Origin of the sequence: Sphingobacterium puteale (assembly GCF_003627955.1) — a bacterium.
Classification (GTDB): domain Bacteria; phylum Bacteroidota; class Bacteroidia; order Sphingobacteriales; family Sphingobacteriaceae; genus Sphingobacterium; species Sphingobacterium puteale.
The window spans coordinates 141,101-157,623 of the sequence record NZ_RBWS01000016.1; the positions used below are offsets into that span (position 1 = coordinate 141,101).

13 protein-coding genes are annotated in these 16,523 nt (G+C 47.1%); 4 read left to right on the forward strand and 9 right to left on the reverse strand.

Annotated features, from left to right (window positions below; translation table 11 throughout):
* Positions 1 to 2: 2 nt before the first annotated feature.
* The 7 genes from nagA to D7322_RS20205 are packed head-to-tail and all read right to left on the reverse strand — an operon-like array spanning position 3 to position 11,418.
* Positions 3 to 1,202 carry an N-acetylglucosamine-6-phosphate deacetylase gene (gene nagA, locus D7322_RS20175; RefSeq protein ID WP_121126031.1) on the reverse strand — a complete coding sequence of 400 codons (1,200 nt, stop codon included), beginning with the start codon at positions 1,200 to 1,202 and terminating at the stop codon, positions 3 to 5.
* A 1-nt stretch (position 1,203) separates the two neighbouring features.
* Positions 1,204 to 2,517 (reverse strand): sugar MFS transporter, encoded by a 1,314-nt coding sequence (locus tag D7322_RS20180; RefSeq protein ID WP_121126032.1) that lies wholly within the window; start codon positions 2,515 to 2,517, stop codon positions 1,204 to 1,206.
* Positions 2,518 to 2,527: 10 nt separating this feature from the next.
* Entirely contained in the window at positions 2,528 to 3,262 is a 735-nt protein-coding gene (locus D7322_RS20185) for a glucosamine-6-phosphate deaminase (RefSeq protein WP_121126033.1), read from the reverse strand.
* A gap of 39 nt (positions 3,263 to 3,301) precedes the next feature.
* The gene (locus D7322_RS20190) at positions 3,302 to 4,726 is read right to left on the reverse strand and encodes a Gfo/Idh/MocA family protein (RefSeq protein ID WP_121126034.1); all 1,425 of its coding nucleotides are present in this window, start codon (positions 4,724 to 4,726) and stop codon (positions 3,302 to 3,304) included.
* Between the two features lie 5 nt (positions 4,727 to 4,731).
* Complete coding sequence (locus D7322_RS20195; RefSeq protein WP_121126035.1) at positions 4,732 to 6,759, reverse strand: alpha/beta hydrolase family protein; 2,028 nt, start codon at positions 6,757 to 6,759, stop codon at positions 4,732 to 4,734.
* Between the two features lie 15 nt (positions 6,760 to 6,774).
* The gene (locus D7322_RS20200) at positions 6,775 to 8,322 is read right to left on the reverse strand and encodes a SusD/RagB family nutrient-binding outer membrane lipoprotein (protein ID WP_121126036.1); all 1,548 of its coding nucleotides are present in this window, start codon (positions 8,320 to 8,322) and stop codon (positions 6,775 to 6,777) included.
* 12 nt (positions 8,323 to 8,334) lie between these two features.
* Positions 8,335 to 11,418: a SusC/RagA family TonB-linked outer membrane protein gene (locus D7322_RS20205; protein WP_121126037.1), complete on the reverse strand. Its 3,084-nt coding sequence runs from the start codon at positions 11,416 to 11,418 to the stop codon at positions 8,335 to 8,337.
* Between the two features lie 290 nt (positions 11,419 to 11,708).
* Between D7322_RS20205 and D7322_RS20210 the strand changes: the two genes are divergently transcribed.
* Together D7322_RS20210 and D7322_RS20215 are read left to right on the forward strand one after the other, a co-directional pair.
* Complete coding sequence (locus D7322_RS20210) at positions 11,709 to 12,518, forward strand: metallophosphoesterase family protein (RefSeq protein ID WP_121126038.1); 810 nt, start codon at positions 11,709 to 11,711, stop codon at positions 12,516 to 12,518.
* A complete protein-coding gene (locus tag D7322_RS20215) occupies positions 12,499 to 13,194 on the forward strand; it encodes a hypothetical protein (protein WP_121126039.1) in 696 nt (231 codons plus the stop codon). The genes D7322_RS20210 and D7322_RS20215 overlap by 20 nt, the downstream gene beginning before the upstream one ends.
* Positions 13,195 to 13,255: 61 nt before the next feature.
* Here the strand turns inward: D7322_RS20215 and D7322_RS20220 are convergent, their stop codons facing one another.
* Together D7322_RS20220 and D7322_RS20225 are read right to left on the reverse strand one after the other, a co-directional pair.
* On the reverse strand, positions 13,256 to 14,182 hold the full coding sequence (locus D7322_RS20220; RefSeq protein WP_147430498.1) for a hypothetical protein: 927 nt from the start codon (positions 14,180 to 14,182) through the stop codon (positions 13,256 to 13,258).
* A 69-nt stretch (positions 14,183 to 14,251) separates the two neighbouring features.
* Entirely contained in the window at positions 14,252 to 15,139 is an 888-nt protein-coding gene (locus tag D7322_RS20225) for a sensor histidine kinase (protein WP_121126041.1), read from the reverse strand.
* Positions 15,140 to 15,327: 188 nt separating this feature from the next.
* Between D7322_RS20225 and D7322_RS20230 the strand changes: the two genes are divergently transcribed.
* Together D7322_RS20230 and D7322_RS20235 are read left to right on the forward strand one after the other, a co-directional pair.
* Positions 15,328 to 15,891, forward strand: coding sequence for an RNA polymerase sigma-70 factor (locus D7322_RS20230; protein ID WP_245971393.1), 564 nt, complete (start codon positions 15,328 to 15,330; stop codon positions 15,889 to 15,891).
* 23 nt (positions 15,892 to 15,914) lie between these two features.
* Complete coding sequence (locus D7322_RS20235) at positions 15,915 to 16,520, forward strand: hypothetical protein (protein ID WP_147430499.1); 606 nt, start codon at positions 15,915 to 15,917, stop codon at positions 16,518 to 16,520.
* The last annotated feature ends 3 nt before the right edge of the window (positions 16,521 to 16,523 follow it).

The following is a 16,523-nucleotide window of genomic DNA, read 5'->3' on the forward strand; positions in this document are numbered from 1 at the left end:
CTTTATTTGCTATACCGCAGTTCACCTCCGATCAGGCTGTGCTGGATATTGATATGATCATCAAAAAGCACGATATCCGCATCCATGCCTACTGCTATCGATCCGATCTGATGATCTAGTCCAAGCAGGCGCGCCGGATTGACCGTCATCATTTTTACTGCCTCTGACAGGCTCACGCCCCCCTGATTAATCATCGTCCGGAGCAGGCGGTCTGCCGTAGCCACACTGCCCGCAAAGGAAGAGCGGTCAAGCAATTTAGCTACCCCTTCCTCCACAATCACTTCGGTCCCTCTACGCAGGCTTCCGAGCACACTTTTCCCTTCGGGCATGCCTGCGGCACGCATTGCGTCGGTAATCAGGATCATTTTGTCCGTGCCCTTCACTTTATGGATCAGCCGCAGGAAAGGTTCAGGCAAATGGACCCCATCGGCAATAATCTCTACGTCGATCTGGTCGAGAAGAAAACAACTTTCAATGGCTCCGGCATAACGGTGGGCATTGCGGCGCGTCATACCGGACATCCCCGAATAAAAGTGCGTGGCCAGACGATAGCCCACCTCCACTGCAGGCAGGATCTCTTCATATACCGCATCGGTATGTGCCAGGGCCAGCAGAATGCCATACTTGCGTACGGCACGTCCAAAGTCCAGCGCGCCGGGCAATTCCGGTGCGGCACTCCAACGGCTGATAATCGGGTGATAACGCTCGAGGATGGGCAAATATTCCTTCGGATCAGGATTGCGGATGTATTTTGGATCCTGTGCCCCACGTTGGTTCATCGCAAAATACGGACCCTCTAAATGCAGGCCCAGAAAACGGCTACCAAAAGTGTTTCGCTCGCGTGCCAGCTCATAAACCGAAAAAAGCTCCAGCAGTTCTTCGGGTTCACTGGTCAAGGTTGTGGGCAGCATGGCGGTGGTACCATGGCGCAGATGTGTTTCGGCAACCGTCAGAAATGCCGGCACGGTATTGTCCATAAAATCTGCACCGCCACCGCCATGTACATGAATATCGATAAATCCCGGTGCCAGATAAAAGCCTTGCGCATCCATCCATTCAGCAGTCGACCAGGCAGCATCGACTGCTTCTCTGGCTACATAGCCCGCCTTAATGGCTACTATTTTCCCATCGGCAATCCATAGTGTTCCGCCCGCAATCACGTGGTCAGGCATGATAATATTGGCATTCGTAATGATCCGCATATTAAGTTGTTATTTTCTTTTGTCCGGTCCATCGCTGGATCCGGTGTCCTTTAAAGGCATAAAATACCAGATATAAAAAACAGGGTGTCAGTATCCAATAGGCCGATTTAGGATCAATGGCATCCGCCAGTACCCCATAGAGCAGCGGTAGTAGCGCATTCCCGCAGAGCCCCATGATCAATAGGGCTGACCCCTGCTTGGCCAGTGGGCCAAGCCCCTCCAGTGCCAACGGCCAGATACCTGCCCAGATCAGTGCATTCGGAAACCCGATAAGCACAATAAACCAGATGGAGATATCCAGGTCCATTTGAAAGAGCACCACATGCCCCTGTGCCGTCACCACCAAGATAGACAAAATCAGTCCAAAAACCGTACAGAAACGCAGCATTGTCCGCTGACTAAAAACCTTGGGGATCAGTACAATTCCGGACAGATAGCCCAGTATTGTTGCTGTCAATGTGTAAGAGGGCAGCGCTTTGGCTTCCAGCAGCGATAGCCCCATCACACCAGCATAGTTTATGATCGTATCAATTGCAATGACCTGGGTGCCGACATGCAGAAATATGGCCACAGCCCCCAAGATCAGGTGCGGATATTGTAAAACACTTTTGTTGCCACCCTTGTTATTTTCCGCTGTCCCCTGCTGTTGGTCGAGTTCAGGAAGGATAGAGAATTTGACCAGTACTCCGATCAGAAACAAGATGATACCAACCACGGTGTAAGGGCCGACAACACGTAATATCAATTCATCCAGAGCCAGGGTACGTGCAGCATCCGCCATATGGGGCAACTGCTTAAAGAGCTCATTGTCCTGGGGCCGCAGAATGACATAGGAAAAGAGTAAGGGGGCCAGTATTCCGGCGCCCTTATTGCAGATACCCATGATACTGATGCGTTGCGCCGCCCGCTCCTTTTCGCCGATCAGCGTAATATAAAGATTGGCCACTGTCTGTAGCAGCGCCAGACCACTTCCCAAGGTGAATAGCCCCAGCAAAAAGATCGGATAGGCCCGGTTATAAGCCGCGGGAACAAATAAAAACGCCCCCAGGGCCATAATCCAGAAGCCCACCATAATTCCGTTCTTGTAGCCTATTTTTTTTAGCAGATAAGAGGATGGCATCGACATCAGCAGATAGGAAATATAAAATGCAAAAGCAACGAGGTATGACTGGAAATTACTCAGTTCACAGGCGATTTTAAAATACGGAATAAGGATGGCATTGATCCAGGATACAAATCCAAAGATAAAAAACATCGTTCCTATGATGCCTATGGATACCCAAGTGGTTTTCCGATCGGGTGCTGGTGCTGTCATATGATTCCAATTAGTCTAAAAGTGATGCTGATTCTGCGTCCAGATAGCAGGTGCAGTCGCTGTGCTGCTGCAATATGCTGGCTGGATTCAGGTTGGAAATCGGTTTTGTCAGACAGTTTTTTACCGCCTGTGCCTTGCGCCCGTCCGGTACAGCACAGATAATTTTCCGGGCCGATAGAATCTGCTGGATAGACATACTGATGGCTTGCAAGGGCACTTCCGTCAGTGAACCAAACCAGCCTTCCCCCAACTGCTGACGTCGACACTGTTCATCCAGGTTGACCAATAGATAGGCCTCTTTGACGTCAAAATCGGCGGGTGGATCATTGAAAGCCAGATGACCGTTCTCCCCGATTCCCACAAAGGCAACATCGATCGGATGCGCTTTGATCTTGTTATGCAGACGTATACATTCCGCGGCCGGATCCTCCTCTCCGTTGATCAGTACCACTTCTTTTAACGGTCCTACCTGATTCACGAAACGCTCGGTCAGGTATTTTCGGAAGCTGGCCTTATGACTGATGGGCATACCGATATATTCGTCCAGGTGAAACATGCGTACCTTGTTCCAGTCGATGGAATCACTGGACACTAAGGTTTCAAGAGTTTCAAACTGGCTCTGTCCAGTCGCCAGGATAATGTTGGCTTCGCCTTTTTCCGCAATGGCGGCTTGGATAGCTTCAATTCCTGCAGTTCCTGCATGTACTCCGAGTTCTTCCCGGGTTTTAAATGTTCTAATGTTCACGTTTCTTGATTTTATAGCGTTGTTTTCGTTCAATTTAACTTATGATAGGGCAGCTTGGGTCTCTGCTGCTGCAAGGTCAATATCATGTACTTTATTATTTTTCCAGTTGCCACAGGTAAAATCGGGCACTTCAATGGGCTGGGACCCATTGGCGACGGACCATTCACTCAAGGGTCCGATGACACTCCAGCTGGCCGCATCATAGACATCCATGTCCATCGGTAGGCCATTGCGCAGGCAATCGATCAGGCGCCAGTCCATCATAAAATCCATGCCGCCATGGCCCCCGATCTGTTTGGCCAGTTCCCCGATCCTTTTGACTATCCCTGGGGTATATTGCTGTTCCAGCTTGACCATCTCTTCGCTTGACAGAAAGTCGGCATGGCCGATGGCGATCTTGCCCGGCAGTGGATATTTCTGCGCAAAAGCTTTGGTGCCACTGATCAGATGGAGACGCGAATAAGGTCTAGGCGAACTCACATCGTGCTGCAGCATGATTGTACTGCCACTATGGGTCAGTATATTGGATATATTCATATTTCCGCGAAGCGGTTTTTCCGCATAGACTTCAAACTGTTTATCTTTCGCTGCCATTTCCTTCGCTTTTTGCTGGAGCATAAAATCTTTGGAAGACATGGAGCTCATATATTCCATCTTATTTCCACGGTTTACTTTCAGCACCTGACAGACTGGTCCCAGACCATGTGTAGGGTATAGATTGCCGTTGCGTGCTGCATTCTCCTTAAGCCGCCAGAAATCAAAGCGCTTTTCAGCATCGAAAAAGCTCTCTAGGATATCGTGGATATAAGCGCCCTCACAATGAACGATATCGCCAAAAAATCCATGCCGGGCGAGGTTTAAGGTCAGGAGTTCAAAGTAATCATAGCAGCAGTTTTCGAGCATGACGCAATGCTTTTTGGTTTTCTCCGAAGTCTGTACCAGTCGCCAGCAATCTTCTACGCTCGTCGCTGCAGGGATTTCCAGGGCAACATGTTTCCCCTGTTCCATCGCATAGATGGCCATCTCAGCGTGCAGTTGCCAGTGCGTGGCAATATAGACTAGATCATAATCCGCCTGTTCACACATTTTTTTCCAGTGTGCTGCATTTTCAGTATAAAGCTGCGCAGGGTGGCCGCCAGTTTTGATCCGGCCTTTGGCTTCAGCAGCTTTCTCAGGCCGTACATCACAGATGCCGTTGATAGCTACACCCTCGATCTGGCTCAAACGCTCTACCGCAGCTGATCCCCTATTACCAACACCGATAAAGCCGACCCGTACCGTGGGAATTTTTGGAGCTGCATAGCCCGACATATTAAAGGTAGAACTGTATTTTTTTGTGGCTTCCAGTCTGATATGATCCAGTTTGGCCGTTGTCGGAGCCTTATTTTCCTGCGTACAGCCAGTCATCAATCCAATGCCGGCCAATCCTGACAGTTTTAAAAATGATCTTCGATTTGTTCCCATAGTATTTAGTTGATAAGGAGTACTCCTTCGTTACTCAATTGCTTTTTATAACCCTGTACTTTGTCCTGTAACTGCTGTTTTTCGGACTGTTCACACAATTTACCGTTCAGATGATAGAGTCCCTCGATACTGGTCTGTTGTTTGTTGAGGGCCAGTAGCATCGGGATATCACCCCAGCGGAGTATACCCTGCATATGAATCGCCATATTGTAGCTGTCCAGTACACCGCTCTCGTCCGGCAGATAACTGACAGGCATCTGCCGCAGCAACAAGGGCTGTCCGGTGTCAGCCAGCACATTGCTGATCAATGCAGCGATGGCGGTCTCACGATCAGCAACAAGCAGCCGTTTGTAGCTACTATATTCCTGTTGCAGATAGTTGTTGATAAGCCCGATTTCAGCTGCCCAGATTCCCATCATGTTGCTGCCCGTCCAGAGCAGGGAGCGCGATAACGTATGAAAGCGTGGCAGGGCGCCATCAATTTGATCAGCGTTCATGGAGGTGCGCTCGCCAAGCCCGTATAGATCTACCAGCACAACACCCTCGCCTTTACTCCGTAGAGCGTCAATTTCCGACAATGGCGTCTCTTGTTTACCTTTTGAAGGAAAGTAGACATGCATAGCATTCGTCGCTGCCTGGGGCGGGCTGATCAACAACGGAATCAATTGCCCAGCGGAATGCTCCAGAATAACCCGATTCCAGCCCTGCTGCGGCTCCAGCGACTGCACGTGGAATAAGTGGTCAGCAGTGTCGATCAGGGCCATTTTTTGCAGTTGTTTTTTATATGCATCTTCGTCCAGCGGCGAGGTGGCTATCTGCGATTCTACACGGCTGAATTCTCGACTGACAAATGCTGGGATACTGAGGATCCCAGCTCTCTTACTCCCTTGTTTCAATACAGCCAGCGCATTGGTATCCAAAGGCTGGAAGTCGGAAACCCGGTGATTATCTCCCCTGCGCTGCATAGCAAACACCCCGTCAAACCAGCTGATCATACTTCTGTTCATTTCTTCGGTAAAGCTATGCGGCTCATCAAAGAGTTCATAGTCGAGCCGTTCCGCTACCCCCTGCTGCTCATAAGCGCGCTTCGCAATGCGAAAAGATTTGAGCATCTGCTGCGCATTAAAGGCCGCATTACCATCGCGGAGTGCCGTAATAATTTTGATTGCTTTGGGAGCCATTGCCTGCAAAAGTTGCCCTTCTTCAAAATGTAGCAATCCATTTGGATGGAGTTCACAGACACAGTTGCTGTTCATGATATAGGCGCGGAAGGTACCGACGCTAACGACGGGGACAGCTGCTTTGACCCGAGGATCCATGGCAGCCAGCCACATGGTCTGATTGCCGCCACCACTTGCTCCGGTAGCTCCTATCCTTTCGGGATCCACCTCAGGCAGATCGCAGAGTAGGTCGATCGCACGGCTATTCTCGAGCAGTTGCATCCCCATCAGGGGCGTGCCCAGATCAAGCAGCGCCGAACCCAGGTTGGCCCCATGATATTCATGCTGATGCCCGCGGCCGCGCTCGCCCGAGCCCATGGCATCAATGCATAGGCATACATAGCCATTGGATGCCAGCATATGCGCTGTTCGCTGGACAATTTCACTGCGCCGTCCCGGAGGCCAATGCCCATGGCTGTTCAGTATCGCCGGAAAGGGTCCCTTTCCCTTGGGCACATATAAGCTTGCCGGCACATATACCCCGGGCAGGCTCTGGAACACCAGGGTATGGATGCTGTAGCTACCCTTTTCAATCGAAGAAATAAGCTGCATATCCAGTGGCGGTACGGCGTATCCGTCCAGCTTCAGGTTGTTTCTCACCGTCCGGATAATTTCCTGCGGATCTGCCGTAGTGTGATGATCCAGTCCTGCCATTAGCTGTTCCACCCGGTCGTCCAACCCGACCCTTAACGGGTCTATTTCTGCCGGCATCGCCAGCACACGAGGTAATGCCGGCTGTTGTTGTGCTTGTATGTTCGAATTTAATCCCATAAATATGCCTAAAGATATCAGCCCTATTTTGAAGTCTATCATTTTAATTTACCCAAATTAATCCACATCCCACCAGAGTTTTGTTGCAGCATTGTCGGTGCCGCCAAGCAGAGCGCGTCCCTTGTTAAGTTCAGTCAGATTGTCCGTCGCTTCAGTCAATGGATAAGGTAATCGCTTGATAAACGTCCCTACAGGCAGATCCGCGTTATCCGATTGGATCAGCGGATACATTTTAGGGAATCCGGTACGCCGGTATTCAGCCCAGGCTTCCATGCCATTGGGGTATATGGCCAGCCACTTCTGTATACCGATCTGCTCCCGCTGTTCAGCCGGACTTGCCGCCCATCTGACAGGAATACTGGCGACTGCAGCTGAATTGTGGTAGTCACCCGGAGCTGCTGGTACACGATCCGATAGCACGTAGCTGTTGATCTGAGCCGATTCTGTTACCCCCCATTGCTCCATACTGGTTTTTATACCCTCTTCGTACAGCTGCCGGGCCTCGCCCCCCATGTTCCAACCATTTAACGCTCCTTCTGCACGAAGGAAAAAAGATTCAGCGGCACACATCACATGAAAGTTCTGCGTGAAATTGCCTTCAATGGCTGCACCATTGTAGCGTACCCAGTATGTACCCACATTCGAATTGGACCCCGACTGGTTGCGTACATTGCCGAGGTCGGTTGCCGTGGCACCATTACGGACGCTATTAAATGCTTTTCCGGTATAACTGGGCTGAAAATAAATACCTAGCCTCGGATCGGCATAGCCTTTTAAATAAGAGGCTATGGTGGAGCTCATGGAAAACTCATTCCATACGGCGACCTGGGCCAGTCCGTTGGTATCATTGCCCGATAAAGATTTGAGCATGCTGGCATTGTGGGTATTGTTTGACATTAATCCTGCTGCAACAGCGGCCTCCGCTTCGGTTTTTGCTTTACCCGCATCGACCTTAGCAATGCGCAGGGCCAGTCGCAGACGGAGTGAGTTGGCAAAACGGGTCCAACGATCGGTATCCCCGTCAAAAATCAGGTCGTAGCCCTGAAAAATCTTCGTCCCCGCAGGCAGCGCCTTTAAATTGGCCACTGCAACCGTCAGTCTTTCAAAGAAATCCGCATAGATCTTATCCATGGGATCGTAGGGAATGACATCATTGGCTTCGGCAGCCCCGAAATACGGGATCGGTCCAAAATGGTCTGTCAGGCGATGGAAGGCATAGACCCACATAATATTGGCCAATGCAGCCTCCCCAGATTTGGGATCGGTATTTTCAAGAATACTTTTGAGCTGAGGTGCCGTATCCACATAGACAACGGTCCAGAACCGGCGCTGCCAGTCCGGCGTCAGCAGATAGCGGTCCGTGCTGAAGGAATTCGTGGTAAGTGCAAAATACTGGGCATATAAATCTGCGCCCAGGTTTTGTACTGTCTGGTAAAAAGATCTGTTCATTGCAGCCGAAGACTGGGCCTTGGCAAACATAAAAGGCAATTCACGCTGTGTGATCACCGTGATATTATTGGGATCAGTATTGACATCCTGAAAGTCTTTGGTACAGGACAGCAAGCTTAATGCTAATAGCGAGGTATATATCGTGCTCTTTTTCATTTTCTCACGGATTTAAAAAGTTAACTTCACATTCAGCCCAAAGGAGCGCACTGTAGGCGGCAGGCCCACTTCGACTCCCTGAAAATTACCGGCGCCAAGCGCTGCTTCCGGATCGATAGGATTATCCGTTTTGCCTATGCCCGGAATATCCAGCTTAGATTTTCCGCGGTAAAAGAAAAATAGGTTGCGGCCCGTCAACATCAGCTGCGCACTTTTGATCGCTGCTGTGTTCTTGAGGTTAAACTTATAACTGACAGACAGTTCACGCAAGCGTACATTGGTCATGTCATAGGTAAAGAATTCACCCCAGGCATCACGGCCATTTTGCGATACGCGGGTCCAGAGCTGCTGTGCCGTGATGGCCTTGGTATTGGCGGCACCAGAGGCATCCACGGCATCCAGCACCAGCCCCCCATCGCGGTAATCAGCGGTATAATCCGCCACACCAAAAGCCGCCAGGTAAGCCGAGGTTCCCGATACGATCTCACCACCGATACGGGTATCAATCAGAGCATTGACCGTGAAATTTTTGTACCGCACTGAATTGGACCAGCCCAATAAAGCCTTTGGATTAAAATTACCCAGTTTTTGATTGGCCTCAACCACGGGCAGGCCACTATTGTCCACCACATATTTGCCAGTCTGCCCGTCCACTTTCCATTTATAGCCATACAGATCACCGTATCGCTCCCCTTCATTAACCACCACCGAAGCATATTTGGTATTTTCTGTGATCGTCGCACGTTTTGTTTTTTCGTGCAATTCTATCACCTTGTTGGTGTTGGCGGCAAAGTTGACAGTGGTCTGCCATTCCAGATTTTCTTTTTTCAGGGGCGATGCGGTCAGCTGGACCTCGATTCCCCTGTTTTCGATATTTCCGGCATTGATGTACTGCCGGCTATAACCACTCGCCATGGGCAGACCAAGAGTCAGCAGCTGGTTGATCGTATTACTTTTGTACAAGGTCAGGTCAAACCCCAGTCTGTTGGCAAAGAATTTCATATCCAGCCCTGTTTCATAGGATTTTGTCAGCTCCGGCTTCAGTTCGGGGATCATTTTTATCGGTGAGCGTGAGATAAAGCCCTTTCCTGCACCAAGGCCAAAAGAATACAGCTGCTGGAGCAGATAAGGATCCGGGTCATTGCCCACCTGCGTATAGGAGGCACGCAGCTTGCCATAGCTGACCCAAGCCGGTAATTTGAGCCATTCGTTAAAAATCGCAGATACACCGATTGAAGGATAAAAGTAACTGTGCGGTGACTTCAAGGTCGAGGTCCAGTCGTTTCTTGCTGTCATATCCAGAAAAATATTGTCAAAAAAAGCTAGCTGCGCACTTCCATAAATCGAATTGAGGCGGCGCTGATAGCCATTGATCAGCAAAAATTCAGGCGTTGTGGCCATCTTTAGGCTAAATTCATTGGGAATGGATAACCCATTGGCCATATTCTGAAAGCTGGAATACCGCCGGTCTAACGAACTTGCGCCAACGTTGTAAGTGATTTTAACGGCTTCACTGATCGAATTCTTTCCATTAAATAAGAGATCAAAGTTGCGTTCCTGGTAGCGTGCATGCGTTTCAAAATATTTACCGCCGGGACGGACATCCCCTATGGACACTGTACCCGCATAGAAAGAACCGTCTGTCTTATCGATGTATTTATCATAACTGAACCGCCCCATGACATTTAACCAGTCCGTCAATTGGTAGGTTGCCGAGCCCATGGCGGTGATGCGGTCCCGAACTTCATTGACCGAGGTACGGTTGGTACTCCAGTAAGGGTTGTCGTAGACGGCAGAACCAGACCAATATTTCCGTTGTGGCTCGCCGGTGACGGGATCGATGGTTTCATAATCCTGTAGTTCAGCCTTATCCATATCCCTTGGCATCACATAGACTTCCACGGGGATTCCCATATCACCCAGTCGGGGTCGGTTGTCGATCTGCTGGTTGACATAGTTGAGCTTAACATCGGTTTTCAGCTTAGGGATCAGCTCCGTATTGACACGCAGGTTGAGGCTGTTCCGTTTGAGATCGTTGCCCGGAATGATGCCGCCGATCTTATTATTGGTGTAGGAAACGTAGCCCTGGACCTTTTCGGTACCACCATAGGTACTGACACTGTTGTTAAAGGTAGCTGCATTTTCAAAAAAATCACGGACATTATTTTTGTAAGTCCTGCCCTGGGGACCCCAGCTTTCACCAACATTGGTTCCCGTGACACCCCCATTTCCACGGCCATAGCTATTCTGGAATCTACTCAGCAGGTTGACCTGGTCCAGGGATGCGCTGCCGTTGTAGTCAATTTGGTACCGCCCCGCTCTGCCCTGTTTTGTGGTAATAAGAATGGCACCGTTTGCGGCCCTGCTTCCATAAAGCGCTGCTGCCGAAGGGCCTTTGAGCACATTAATAGATTCAATATCATCGGGATTGATATTCGCTGCCCCGTCACTTGTACCATAATTGTAGGTGGTGCCGCTGGCCTGCTGCGCACTGGAATTATCGTAGGGCACACCATCCACCACAATAAGCGCATTGTTGTTGCCCGTAATAGATTTGTTGCCGCGGAGAACCACCCTGGCAGATGCCCCAGGCCCTGTTGCTGCGGTGGTGACCACAGCACCGGCGACTTTCCCCGTCAGGCTGCTCAGCACATTACCACTATTGTCACGGGCATTGTTGACCGTGGCACCATCCAATTGTTGTGTCGCATAAGTCAGTCCCCGGACCTGCCGCTTGATGCCCAGTGCAGTGACGACGACCTCTTCCATCTGCTGGCTTTCCGTTTCGAGCGTGACCTGGAGGTCTCCCGTGGCGGGAACAGCGATTTCAATGGTCTTAAAACCGAGCAGCGAAATCTTGAGTTTATCCCCTGCGTTGGCGCTAATACTAAAATTCCCCTGTTTGTCGGTCTTTGTAGCCAGTTTGTTCATCAGGTTGCTAACCGTGGCACCTACCAGGGCAGTTTGGTCCGTAGTGCTGCTGACCTTTCCTTTGATGGTTGTCGTCTGCGCGGCGGCAATGCCTGTCCAGAGGAAGAGACAGCCCAGCGTCGTGCCAATGGCAACTCTGCGATTACTGTGGATATGAACTATCATAATTTATCCATTTTTAGGTAAGATTTTGAGTTTATTTAATTGCGTTATAGTCCAAAGAAAGACCTTAACGAACAGAAATCCAACAGATTTACCGGATAAAGTAGCGGTAACGTTATCGTAAATGGAAGGTATATGTACACATATACCCATAAAAAAAAGAAAAAAAATGAATGAGTTTATGTTAATGCAATGTCGTGTAATATCATATTGAGGTAATAATAATCCGTAAAAAAGTGAGGTCAGGGTTTAAAACTTACTTTTGAGTTCAAAAAGTCAATAACAGCATTCACATGAAAAAAAATTGCACATACATCGCATTATTCTTCGTCCTCTTTCTTATCCAAGGCTGTGACATGTTTGATGTCCATCCCTATTCTGGAAAAATCGATGGGAGGCAGCATATTAACACTGAAAATATCGCAAAAATAGAACATGATTATGCAGATCGAGATACCATAAGATACGCTTTTATCAGCGACTCGCAGCGATGGCATGACGAACTTGACGATTTTGTAAAAATAGTCAACCTTCGAAATGATATAGACTTTATCATTCATGGCGGTGACCTCAGTGACTTTGGGCTTACCAAAGAATTTCTATGGCAGCGCGATATTCTGGATAAACTGAAACAGCCTTACGTCGCGTTGCTTGGCAACCACGACTGTCTGGCGAATGGGGAAGAGATTTTTCAACAGGTATTTGGCAGCCCTAATTATAGCTTTATAGCCGGAAAAACAAAATTTCTATGCTTAAATACAAACGCCTTGGAATCGGATTATTCCACACCGGTGCCTGATTTTTCATTTATTGAGCATGAGCGCCAGACGGATAAAGAGCGTTTTGAGCAGAGTGTAGTGATCATGCATGCCAGGCCTATGTCCGATCAGTTCAACAACAATGTGGCTTCTGTCTTTCAATACAGCATTAAACAGTACCCTAACCTGCTTTACTGCAATAATGGTCATGACCATATTTACCAGAAAGATGATATTTTCAAGGACGGCATCATTTATTATGGCACTCCCAACATCGGCAAACGCCAATTTCTAATTTTTACAATCACCAAGGATCACTATGCTCATGAACTTGTTTCCTATTAAAGCACGCACATCACTCCTCGCGTTTGTTTCCCTTTTCTTTTCCACGATCACGACAGCCCAGACACTCGCCGGGGAGTATGACATAATTTCGGGCTCCGACAGCAGAACACCTACGGGACGCAACAAAACCAAAGAACTCAAAAAAGCGGCCTTCAGCCTTGTACCCTCCAGTTACTTGGTTCAGTATGCTGGATCCATCGGTTTATTTTCGGCAGGTGCGGGCTGGGATTATGGTCGGCAGAAACAGTGGTCGACGGACTTTTTAATGGGTTATGTCCCAAAATATGATACCGACCGTGCCAAGCTCACCTTAACCCTGCGTCAGACCTATACGCCTTTTAAAGTACAGCTGCATGAGCAGATCAGCTACCATCCGCTGCGCACCGGGGTTTACCTCAACACAACGCTGGGCAAACAGTTCTGGTACAAGGAGCCCGACAAATATCCGAACAGTTATTATAGGTTCTCTACCAGGCTACGCATCAATATTTTTGTTGGTCAAGACTTCAGCTATAAATTAAAATCCAATTCCTCCTATTTTGAAGGAATAAAATTTTATTATGACCTACATACCAGTGATCTGTATCTGGTCAGTGGTATTCAGAATAAATACCTAAAATTTGATGACTATATTGGGCTTGCCCTGGGTGTCAAATTGCAGATCAGACGGAAATAGGGGCGTCAAACTAAAATAGAAAGTCAAAAAAGCGCAAAAGCAGTGTCGACAGACCGACAGCTCAGTCCAGTGTACTGAGGGTCTGCATCAGACTCCGCATATCCTGTTGTACGGACCGTATGGTTGCCTGCAGTTCATTGTGCATATTGGCCAGATCATGCAGTTCCGCCGCCGTAAAGACGCCGCCCTCCCTAAAATAAAGTTTTTCCAGAGGACTGCCCTGCTGATCGTCGAGGCCATATTTTAACCAGCGTTGCCGGGTGGTCTCTACCAGCGACAGATTTTCGGAGTTACTAAACCCTTTTTCCGATAATATCCCCCATATCGAAGCTGGATAGAATTGCGCATGGTTGTTCTGAAACCAGATGCTTTGGAGCAGATTGCGCGTCAGATGCATACTCACCTTTTTTCCTTTGGGATTTAAGGTCATAAATCCCAAAACCGCTGTGCCTACCCCACCGGCGATACTCAAGCCATTATTGAGCTTATCATTTTTGACAATCGTTGCGGTAACCGCCGTGACAGCCCCCAAAAGAATAGAGGCCACTGTCAGTCGGGTCTGTGTATTCGAATTCAATTCGTCCATGTAGCCTGCGAGCTTATCAATGCGCTCTCCATTGCAGTCCAGTTCCGCCGCAATGGCATTCAATTCGGTCTCAAAAAGCATGTATCTGTCGTTCACCTTTTGTTTTGCCGCCAGCTTCACCGTGGGATTACCGGAATTGTCCAGATAACCGATGATATGTGGCCAAAGGTTGAGGTATTTAACCAATAAAAAATCATGGTAAGAAAAAACAGCTCTGAGCCTGGTACTGTCAGCAGCTGAAATTGTTTGTACGGGAATTGATCCGTAGGCTACGTTCGGTGCACAGTAGTTCTTTGTCAGTGTCTGCACCTGAACATTGTTGATCAACGTTGAACAGCCGGTCAAAAGCAGAAAAGGCAATACAAGAAAAGGTCTTATTCTTAAAAGAAATATTTTCATCATTCTGGCCATACCCTGCATTTACAACAATATGTGCACTAAAATGTTTTGGACGGTCCAATTTCTTTCGCGTTATGCACCTATACGCTTACGGGGAAACATCAATTTTACGGAAACACCCTCACCACTGCTGTTCGCAAATTGCAGACTTCCGTTAATTCGCTTCAGGAGATCTCTACAGAGGGAAATACCCAATCCAGCACCGTTCTTATTTTCAGCTTTTTTACGTTCCCAGCTATTGACAAAATTTAGATGATAAAGAACTTCCGGAGACAATTCATCACCATCATTTATAATGGTCAGTTCCCAGTGATCGACCGTATTATCCCTCAGTAGGATCTGTATCTTCCCGCCTGTCCGCCCATATTTAGTTGCGTTGCTGATGACATTTCTAACCACGAAACAAAATATTTCTTTATGTATATCGACCGAAAAGTTTCGGTCCACAGTATTTAAAACCAGCATCTTGGATTTTTGAAGTTCTAGGCGATACATTTCCAATAGGTCATTTATTTGATCAAGTATATTACAGGTTTCGGTATTCTCAAGTTTGTCCCGCAACTGGGCATCTGTCCAGCGCAACACCTCTTCGAGCATCTTCCGGGATCGGGCAACCTGCCCCTTCAAATTTGTAAAAATCAGGCTGAGATCTTCCTTCTCGATTAAAGAAATATCGTTGATCGTCAATAGCACCTCGACCGACGCAAATGGCGCGCGTAGATCGTGTGATGCTATTGACAGGACCTTTGTTTTAAAATTCTCCGCTATTTTAAGTTCCTGATTATAATGCCGGATACGTTGGGCCTGTTCATGCAGAGCAGTGTTGGCCGCGGCTAGCTTGAACTGCTCGGATTTCAGCAGACGGTTTTTTCGAATCAAAAAGTAAATCAGTACACCGATAAGTGTTTTGCTGATAACAATTCCGACAATAAGCAGTGTAATAATAGTTTGATTATCCACAATAAAGAGTAATAAGAAAATAATAGTATGGTTTACCAGCCACCAAAACTACCGAATAAAATTATAATTAAAAAATTAGCACCAGAATAATTAAACATATACTCAGGAATAGAATCTTAGACCGTAGGTCTTTAATCAACTGTTTTTTTATTTGTAATAAGTCTAAATAGAACGTATATTTGTTCGCTTTGAAAAACTCAGTACATAAAATAGCACTCAACAAAAGGCAATTTGAGGAGTTTTTCCAATTGTATTGGAAGAGAATGTATTCTTTCGCATTAAAAAGCATTGGCGATGAAGATGATGCCAAAGAGATTGTCCAAGATGTTTTTAAATCCCTATGGGAAAGAAGAGCTGATCTTCAGTTACAGGATGCAGAACGCTATCTTTTGCGCTCGGTGAAATTAAAATCACTGGAATTTTTAAGGAATAAGGGTATTAAGCAACGGCACCATGAATCGCTGTCAAGCAGTAAAACTGAATTGTACGAAGATACCAATCTCTATTACAAAGAACTTAAAAATCATCTGGATGATGCAGTTGAATCGTTGCCAAGACAATGTAAAAATGTATATAAACTGAGCCGTGACGAGGGATTGACCAATAAAGAAATCGCAACAAACTTACTAATTTCGGAAAGAGCGGTCGAATATCATATCAGCAAGGCATTATCAGTTATTAAGATCAGACTTAAAAAGTATTGCAATATCAATATTACTAGATTTCTATTGCTTACTTTTTTGTACTTTTGAATGTATCCGAATTATCAAAACAAATGGAAATCAACCAAAATATACTAAAAAAATATGCTTCAGGTCAATGTTCTGAGGCTGATAGGCATTTAGTTGAGAAATGGTTGAACAATGATTCCTGGGACAGTATCGCCGAAAGCACTCAAGTAAATGAAGAAGTTGGATCGTCCATGTGGAATAAGATCACGGCGGATGCTACACAAAACGGCAAAATAAAATGGCGCAAAATTGCAGCAGCAGCAGCAGCGGTTATTTTAGTGATCGGTTTTTCTATTTTCTATTTTTCCAATCCTGCTTTGGATAATCATACCTTTACCAATACATCTGCTGAAAATAGTAAGTTCTTCACCGAAGATTATTACGATGTGCAGTTAAGTAAAAATAGTATGGCCAATATTGATTTGGTCAATAAAAAACTGGCATTCTCCGGTGACTTTATCATAAAACCTAAACGGGATTTTGAACTTTTGGATAGTCATCACAACAAATTGGTATTTAAAGCCGGAAGAGAGTATTTTGTATCGAATTCTCCAGATTTTGGTAAAATTGTAGCATTTCAAAAAAGTGATCTGGCTTTTTTACCATACAATATGCAAATTAAAATCAGGGAACAATTTCAAAGCATTTAATTG